Source organism: Chloroflexota bacterium, from assembly GCA_014360805.1.
In the GTDB taxonomy this organism is placed as follows: Bacteria; Chloroflexota; Anaerolineae; order DTLA01; family DTLA01; genus DTLA01.
In genome coordinates this window covers 1-8,169 of sequence record JACIWU010000107.1, presented here as the reverse complement: position 1 = coordinate 8,169, position 8,169 = coordinate 1, and the positions used below count along the sequence as shown (strand labels likewise).

The following is an 8,169-nucleotide window of genomic DNA, read 5'->3' as shown; positions in this document are numbered from 1 at the left end:
GGGCTAAACCCCCGCGCTGAGCGAACCAAGCCCCTTCGGGGCTGGGAATAGCCCGCAGGGCTTCGCCCCTTCAGCCCGATGCTTCAGCGTCGGGCGGGCATGCCGCGCACCCCGCGGCCCCCGACCCTAATCGCCCGCAATGACACCGCTGGCGACCAGGTACAACGCCTTGCCCTCCTCGTCGCGCACCACGGTGTTATGCCATTCCACGAACAGTTCGCGCCCATCCTTGGTCAGAATCGGGTTGGCGAAGCGATACCCGCCCTTCTGCTCTCGCAATCGGCGCGCCACTTCCTTCACCCTGTCGCGCCATGTCGCGGGCACAAACGTATCCACCCACGGCTTGCCGATGACCTCCTCGCGGCTCCAGCCGGTCTTCTCCAGCACATACCGGTTCACATGCGTTACGAGCATCGTCTCCGGATCCAGCACAAGGACAATAGTGCGCATGGCGTCCAGGATTCGCTGGGCGAAGGCCCGCTGGCGGTCGCGTTCCTGCTCCATACGCATCTTGGCGACGTACACGGCCACCTCGTCGGCCAGCATCTCGGCCATCTCCGCATCCTCATCATCGTAAGCAAGGGCCGGAAATGACCGCCCAAGCACCAGGGCGCCGATGACCTCCTCGCCCAGGCGGATGGGCACGCCCAGCGATGGCCCGATGGAAGGATTGCTAACGATTTGCAGGCGGCCGCTCCACGACATATAGTCGCCGACGAATATCGCGCGCCCCTGGGCAAAGGCGCTCCCCGCCAACCCCTCGCCCGCCTTGAGGACGAACCCCTGGTCGGCGCGCTGTCCGTCGGTGATCCCCGCCTGCTCCACCAGCGCGTTGCGAGCGGCATCCCACAGGTACAATTTCGCGTGCTGGGACTCGGTTAGGCGACAGGCGTGCTCCAGCGCCGTATGGAACACCGGCCTGTCGGGATCGGGCGGCAGGGCCACGTCTCGCATGATCTGCGCCAGGGCGGCCAACCGCGCCACCTGACGCTCGGCGCGCGCCCTCTGGACGAGGGTCTCGTAACTCACGGCGCCCAGCACCGCATAAGCATGGGCCGCCAGCATCGCTTCCTCGGAGAACGGCGTAGGGCGCCTGCGGTACAAAACCAGTACACCGCGGAGGATGCCATGAGCCGCCAGGGGCAGAGCGATCATGGAACGAAGCCCTTCCTCCACCACGGCTTGGAGCACAGGCCCGGTGATGTGCGGGTCGTCGGTCATGTCGGGGATGCGGGCCGGCATGCACAGTTCCATCACCTGGCGGATGCGCAGATTTGCATAGTTCTCACACACCATCCGCACATAACGGTCGGAGACCCCGCGGTAAGCCACGGCCTCAAGGGAGCCATCTGGCCGGGCCGCGTACAAGGCCCCTGCGTCGGCGTTGAGGAGTTCAACGGCCTCGTCCACGATGGCCCGAAACCGCTGGGGTGCAGGCGCAGGCAGAAGCAGACGCTCGGCGCGATCCAGCATGGACCTGATGCGGCTCAACATGCGCTGCTGCCGCTCGTAGAGTCGGGTGTTCTGCAAGGCTAGGGCGATGTTGACCGCGCACGCCTGTAGCAGGTCCTTCTCCTCCTGGCTCCACGCCTCGCGCCCCGAAAAGGCTAACATCAGCCCCAGCACCTCGCCGTCTCGGTACAGCGGTATGGCCGAGGTGCAGCGGATTCCCAATGCCCGCTGCATGGCCCGCGCCTCTTCAGGCGCTATCATGTGCCCCACCAATTCCGCGGGGTCTTGCGTGAAGATGGCCTGCCCCTGGGACAGGATGGGCCAAATCGGGGATGCCCCCACGGGCGCAGTGATGCGGTCCAGCGACACGCCGGTTCGTTCCTGCAACGTCTGCGCGGCCCAGTTCGGGAGAAACGGCCGCCATACCCATTGGCCAGCCTCAAAGTCGCGCACCGCGAACAGGGGCGGGAGCCAGCCGGGCATGAGTTTGGGCATCGTGTCGCGGATCGTCGCCAGCGCCTGCTCCAGCGGCTGGCTGACGCTGAGGGTGGCGATCACCGCCTGCAGCACATGGAGCGCCTCCTGGAATGTCGCGGTCATGGTCATGGCACCAGGCGGGGCGTCGGCGCGGGCGATGGCGGCCCCCAGCATTCGCCCCAGGCGCTCGGCCGTGGGAACGCAGTCGGGCGTGAGGACCTCGCCCCAGATGAGCAGCAGGCCCAGCGCGCGGCCGTTGTGCGCCACCGGCGCGTACACCACAGGGCCCCGCGCCCCCAGCGCCTCCAACAGGGCCTGACCACGGGCCTCGCCCTGCTCGTCCACGCCCAAGATGCCAGGCATCAGCGAACCCAACGCAGCGGCAAACGGGGACTCCTCCTCCAGTGGCGCGCTCAGCCAGCCGCCCACCAGATTGCGATTGCGGCGCGTCAGTTCGGCCAGGACGCCAGGGGCCAGGTGCACCCCATCGCACGCCCAACGCAAGCCTTCTGCGCCCACGCGCAGGCAGACCGCGCCGAAACCCGCCGCATCTAAGCGCGCCAGGACGGTGGCTTGGACCTGGCTCGGCGGCATGGGTTGCAGGAGGTCCGCAGCAATCTCCAGGGTGATGCGCGTTAAAGCATCCACTGGGCTAGCCTCCTCACTAGCATATACATGATACACTGAGTCATAACGCATGTCAAGCGTTGCACGTTGCGGAACACGTCCGTACATTCCCCCAACCATCCTAGTCTGTCATCACCATCAGCGTAGCACACCTACGCGACAACGGATGTCGCGCCATGCGCCTATTGTGCGAATGGGCCCGCCAATTCCCCTCGCCCCCGTGCAGAAAAGTAGGGCGGCTATCCCTAGCCGCCATGGATTCCCTCGCCCCGCTTTGCGGGGAGAGGGCTAGGGTGAGGGGTTACCACCACTCCCACGCCCTACGGCAACCCCTCCACCTCAACCGTCTGCTCCCACACGCCGCGCAGGGCGTCGCACACCGTGCGCACCGACACCACGCGCCGCGTCGCCGCCTCCAGACCCAGGGCCGGGTCGTCCACCGTAACCCGATCCAGCGCCTGCAGGCCGGGGACGATGGCCGTGGTGAGCGTGCCCCGCAGCGCGCGGGCGGCTCCCCGCGCCACTAGGGCAGCCGCGGCCTCCGCGCATTGGGCCGCCGTCGTCAGATAGCCGTCGGCCACCGCCGCGCCCAGGGTGCGGCCCTGCGCCTGCGACAGCCGCGCATCCTGCGCCTGGCCCATGGCCGGATACAACCCCGCCACCCGCGCCAGGCTCACCCCCGCCGACGCCACGCCATGCCGCGCGCGCCGCACCTCGGCGTCAAAGACCCAGTCCACGCCCCAGGGCTGGGCCGCCGCGACGAACGCATAGAGCGCGCCATCGGCATCCCAGCGGGCGCGCGCCCCCGCGTGCCGAAGCAATTGCCGAACGGCTGCATCGCCGCGCCCGCCCCGCGGAACGGCGAAGCGTTCCAGCGCCATCTGCCAAGCCGGGGCGTCGTCGGTGCGCAGGCGCAGCCCCGCCGCCCGCATCAGAAGTTCCCCCAGCATCCACTCCAGCGACACGTCATCCCACGCCTCCGTCGTCAGCGCCTGCCATTCGGCCAGCAGTCCCCAGCCATCGCGGGCGCGGACGACGTACTCCACGCCTGGGCGCGACTCGCCCCGTGCGCGCTGCACGTCGGCGATGTACATCGGCGCCGTCTCCGCGCCTTCCAGGCCCGCGGCGGTGCGATAACCCAGCGTGAGCGCGGCCTCGGCGTAAGGCAGGAGCGGCGCGTCCGCCATTTCGCCGTTGTCGTGTAGGAGGAGCCGCAACGCGCCGTACCCCTCGGCTTCCGTCCGATCGGCCCGCAGAATGCCCGCGAACCCCTCCAGCGCGCGCCCCAGCGGTGCCTCCGCCGCCGACTTCTCCATCGCGGCGAAAGCCTTCCCCTCCCCTGCCGCGACGTTGGCCCGCGTTGGCCCGTCGGAGTTGAGGTGGAGCGCGCAGGGATACGACCAGTGATCAAAATCCCACGAGAAGCGCACGGTGGGGGTCTGATACGTGAGGCAGCCCGCGAAGGTGTCCAGGTACGCCGCCACGTAGCGGTCGCCGATCCACGCCAGCGACGGCCAGCGCGGGACGAGCGTATCCGATGGGATGCCCGTGGGCGCCACCACGCGCGGCTCGGACCAGGTCTCCCCATCCCAGGATACGGCGCGGAGGTACGCGCCATCGGCCAGGAGGCCGGCCTGAAGGAAGGCGTACACGCCGGCGCGGCGGGCCGATGCGATGCCGTAATCGGCCGACACCGGGCCGGCGCTCCACGCCGCAACCTGGCCCCACGCTTCGCCATCCCACAGCGACAGGCGCAGGATGCCGCCCGCGATCCAGGCGACGGCGTCGGGCGCGGGACTCGCCACGCTGGTGATGGCCGAGGACGACTCGGCGGCAGTGGCCGGCCCGGCCCACGAACCGCCCCCATCCGCCGACGTCCAAACCTTGACGCGCCACACCCCGCTTTCGGAGACGATGCAGAACGCGCGCACCCAGTCGCCTTCGGCGGCGATAGCGACGTCGCCGCTCGCGCCCGCCGAAAGCAGCGTCTCCCACGAATCCCAGCCGTCTGGGTCGGCGGGGTCGGCGATGCGCTGCACCTGGAATGCCCCGCCCGCGCCCAGCCGCGCCCTCACCCATGCGCCGCCCCCCGCCACCGCCAGCGCCGTTTGGTAAGTGCTCTCGTCGCCGTCGCCGTGCAGCGCCGACCAGCGGAGCGCACGATCGCGGACGGACAGGCGGGCAAAGGGCAGCCGCCCGGCCGATTTGACGGCAGCGCGCAGCGTGTCGGTCATGGCAATCATCGCACACCTCCGGCAAGCCGCGGCTACTCGCTTCCTTCGTACCACGCGGGGGTCTGGCCCGCGCAGAATGGCGGATTCTCGCGGCTCTGGCGCAGGTCGGCCAGGGCGTCGCGGAATCGCGCAAGCAGCGGCGCGGCCTGGAGTTCGTAGCGGCGAGAGACCCACCCGTCCACGTTCACCGTGCCGGCCGTGCGAGACGCCTGCTGGAGCAGCGCATAGGCCCGCGCGCCCAGTACAGCCAGTTCCGCGAGGTCGGCAGGAACGTCCGAGCCTTCCTCGTCCACGGTGAACGCGCCGCGGTAGTGCAGGCGCAGGGTCTGGCCCGACGGCGGCGCTTCGTCCAGCAGGCGCAGCGTCGCGCCCCAAACGTGGAAGCGCAGGTAGGTCGGCGGCTGCTCGTCCGGCGGGCACTCCACCGCCAGGAGTTCTCGGATTTCGGGGTAGTCGGACAGGTCGTAGGTATCCGCGCCGGTGGCGGGCACATCTACCGAACCCGCCGCGCCCACGGCGTCGGCCAGGTCCGCCAGCGCGTGATCCAGGTGGCGGGCCAGGTCGTCGGGCGTCCACACGTTGCCGTCGGGATCGCCCAGGTCGCGGGCGATGGCGGCGAGAAAATCGCTGCGGTTGGCGAAAGACATGGCGAACCTCCCGTTGCAGGTCGTCGGCCTTGTTGTAGCACGCGCGGCCCGCGTTGATAAGGGCAGGCGCGCCCCTGGCCGCGGGCAGGGGACGTAAAGCAAATTGGCAATTTGCTCTACGCGGATGGGGTGAATCGCCGCATGGCCGCGCTCCCCGCGAAATGGACACACCGCCCCCGCCGGACTATAATGCAGGCGCTCTAATGCGGGCGCACAAGGAGGGCGTTTTGGGCACGCTGTACCTGGTGGCGACACCCATCGGCAACCTGGAAGACATCACCCTGCGGGCGCTGCGCGTCTTGCGCGACGTGTCGCTCATCGCCGCCGAGGACACCCGCCACACCCGCAAACTCCTGGCCCGCTACGACATCCACACGCCCACCACCAGTTACTTTGAGCACAACAAACTCGCCAAACTGGACGCCATCCTGGCGGCGCTGGAGGCGGGCGACGTGGCGCTGGTGTCGGACGCGGGCATGCCGGGCATCTCGGACCCGGGCTACGAGTTGGTGCGGGCGGCGCTGGAGCGCGGCTTCCCCGTCGTGCCCGTGCCCGGGCCGTCGGCCATCGTCGCCGCGCTGGCCGCATCGGGCCTGCCCACCGACGCCTTCGTGTACGTCGGCTTCCTGCCCAGGAAGGCTGGGGAGCGACGGAAGGCGTTGGAATCGCTGCGGGGCGAGCGCCGCACCCTAATCCTGTACGAAGCGCCGCACCGGCTGCTGGACGCCCTGGGCGACATCCTGACCACCCTGGGCGACCGGCCCATGGCCATCGCCCGCGAACTGACGAAGGTGCACGAGGAAATCTGGCGCGGGACGGTATCCGAAGCCCTGGCGCACTTCACCGGCCACGCGCCGCGCGGCGAGTTCACGCTGGTCATCGGCGGCGCGGCCGAACCGCAGGCGTGGAGCGAGGCGCAGGTGCGCGCCGCGCTGGCCCAGCGCCTGGCCGAGGGCTGGAGCGCCCGCGATGCCGCGTCGGACGTGGCCGCCCGCTCCGGCTGGCCCAAACGCGCCGTGTACCGCCTGGCGCTGGAAACACCCGCGAACGAACGCGAATAGGCGAAAAGACACCGATTCGCGCTCACCATCTTGACGCCTGGAGGCAAAGTGAACCCACTGGACGATTTGGACGCAATGAGAAAGTTGGACCCCTCGGGCATGGGCGAGGCCATCGCCGGCCTGCCCCGCCACTGCCGCGAGGCGTGGGAGGCCGTACAGGGCCTGGCTCTCCCGCCCGACTACGCCCTGGCCGAGAACGCCCTCATCGCCGGCATGGGCGGGTCGGCCATCGGCGGGGCGCTCCTGGCGGGCATCCTCGCCGACGAGTGCCCCGTGCCCCTGATCGTATGCCGCGACTACGACCTGCCCGCCTTCGTGGACGACCGGACGCTGGTCATCGCGTCCTCGTACTCGGGCAACACCGAGGAGACGCTCTCGGCGGCGCACCAGGCTCGCCAGCGCGGCGCGCGCATCATCGCCCTCACGTCGGGCGGGGAACTGGCGCGCCTGGCGAAGGAGTGGGGCGCGCCCATGTACGCCATCCCGTTCAAGGGCCAGCCCCGCGCCGCGCTGGGATACTCCCTGATCCCGCTCCTGGGCATCGCGCAGAAGTTGGGCTGGGTGGGCGACAAGAGCGCCGAGGTGGCCGAGGCGGCCGCCGTCGTAGAGGGTTGGGGCGCGGAACTGGCCCCGCACGTCCCCGCCAAGAGGAACGCCGCCAAGCAGTTGGCCGCGCGGCTCCACGGGCGCGTCCCCCTCACCTACGGGGCCGAGCACCTGGGGCCTGTCGCCACGCGATGGCAGGGCCAGTTCAACGAGAACGCCAAGAACTTCGCGGGCCACGCCATTCTGCCAGAACTGTGCCACAATGCCGTGGAGGGGTTTGGCCATCCAGAGGGCGTGGGCGCGCCGCTTACCGTGTTCATCCTTCGGTCTGACCGCTACCACCCGCGCAACGCGCTCCGCTGCGACATCGTGGGCGAGGTGCTGGACCGAAACGGCATCGCGTGGGAAGCGGTGCGCCCCAGGGGGCAAAGCCGCCTGGCCGAAGTGCTGAGCCTGGTCCACTTCGGCGACTGGGTGAGTTACTACCTGGCGCTGCTGAACGGCGAGGACCCGACGAGGATTGCGAGCATCGGCCACGTCAAGCGTCGGCTGGGATAGTGCCAGCAACAAGAAACATCAGGGAACTGATGAGGCGTTGTCAGGAAGGGAACCGTGCCGCGCTCTGGGTTGTGAACGAGAGTAGCAGCACCATTGCCAAGACCAGCCCAACCACCCGCATCACCGCCGAAGACAGATTCCTTGTACCCATTACTGTAACCTCCCATAATGGTAAAACGTACTTGTGGCTGAGACCTAGGTCCTTGTTTTTGTAGTCAGCGGCCGTCTGGCAACGAAGTAGGCTAGAGCCCCCAACCCCTGCCCCAAGACAATAACGACACTCCACAATGCCCTTTGCCGAGCATCTGTCTCCCGAGTGACTGCCTCTACCAGCATCCAGACCCAAAAGGCCGTGTTTACAGCCAGAAGAAGCAGAATTGCCAACTCGGTGAAAGTTATCTGCGGCATTTCATACTCCTCGCCATGCCCTGTTCCTGCGAGCATTTCCTACTTATATATCATAGCATACCCCCCCCCGCGTCAAGTAGCCCGAGCGAATTTTAAGGTTTGGCTTGGATTGGGGCGAGGCGGGGCAAACCAAGAGCGACGCACCTTGAAGGTGCGTCG

Annotated in this window: 6 protein-coding genes; 2 read left to right on the top strand and 4 right to left on the bottom strand. The window is 68.6% G+C overall.

What is annotated here, in order from left to right:
* Nucleotides 1–126: 126 nt before the first annotated feature.
* The 3 genes from H5T65_13090 to H5T65_13080 form a co-directional block, all read right to left on the bottom strand.
* A complete protein-coding gene (locus H5T65_13090) occupies nucleotides 127–2,577 on the bottom strand; it encodes a GAF domain-containing protein (protein ID MBC7260165.1) in 2,451 nt (816 codons plus the stop codon).
* Nucleotides 2,578–2,876: 299 nt separating this feature from the next.
* Nucleotides 2,877–4,799, bottom strand: a complete 1,923-nt coding sequence (locus H5T65_13085) for a hypothetical protein (GenBank protein MBC7260164.1) — start codon at nucleotides 4,797–4,799, stop codon at nucleotides 2,877–2,879.
* 23 nt (nucleotides 4,800–4,822) lie between these two features.
* Nucleotides 4,823–5,437: a hypothetical protein gene (locus H5T65_13080; protein ID MBC7260163.1), complete on the bottom strand. Its 615-nt coding sequence runs from the start codon at nucleotides 5,435–5,437 to the stop codon at nucleotides 4,823–4,825.
* 203 nt (nucleotides 5,438–5,640) lie between these two features.
* Between H5T65_13080 and rsmI the strand changes: the two genes are divergently transcribed.
* Nucleotides 5,641–6,498 (top strand): 16S rRNA (cytidine(1402)-2'-O)-methyltransferase, encoded by an 858-nt coding sequence (gene rsmI / locus H5T65_13075; GenBank protein ID MBC7260162.1) that lies wholly within the window; start codon nucleotides 5,641–5,643, stop codon nucleotides 6,496–6,498.
* Nucleotides 6,499–6,573: 75 nt separating this feature from the next.
* Nucleotides 6,574–7,602, top strand: coding sequence for a bifunctional phosphoglucose/phosphomannose isomerase (locus H5T65_13070; GenBank protein MBC7260161.1), 1,029 nt, complete (start codon nucleotides 6,574–6,576; stop codon nucleotides 7,600–7,602).
* A gap of 195 nt (nucleotides 7,603–7,797) precedes the next feature.
* Here H5T65_13070 and H5T65_13065 read toward each other — a convergent pair whose 3' ends face one another.
* Nucleotides 7,798–8,010 (bottom strand): PLDc_N domain-containing protein, encoded by a 213-nt coding sequence (locus H5T65_13065; GenBank protein MBC7260160.1) that lies wholly within the window; start codon nucleotides 8,008–8,010, stop codon nucleotides 7,798–7,800.
* Between the last annotated feature and the right edge of the window lie 159 nt (nucleotides 8,011–8,169).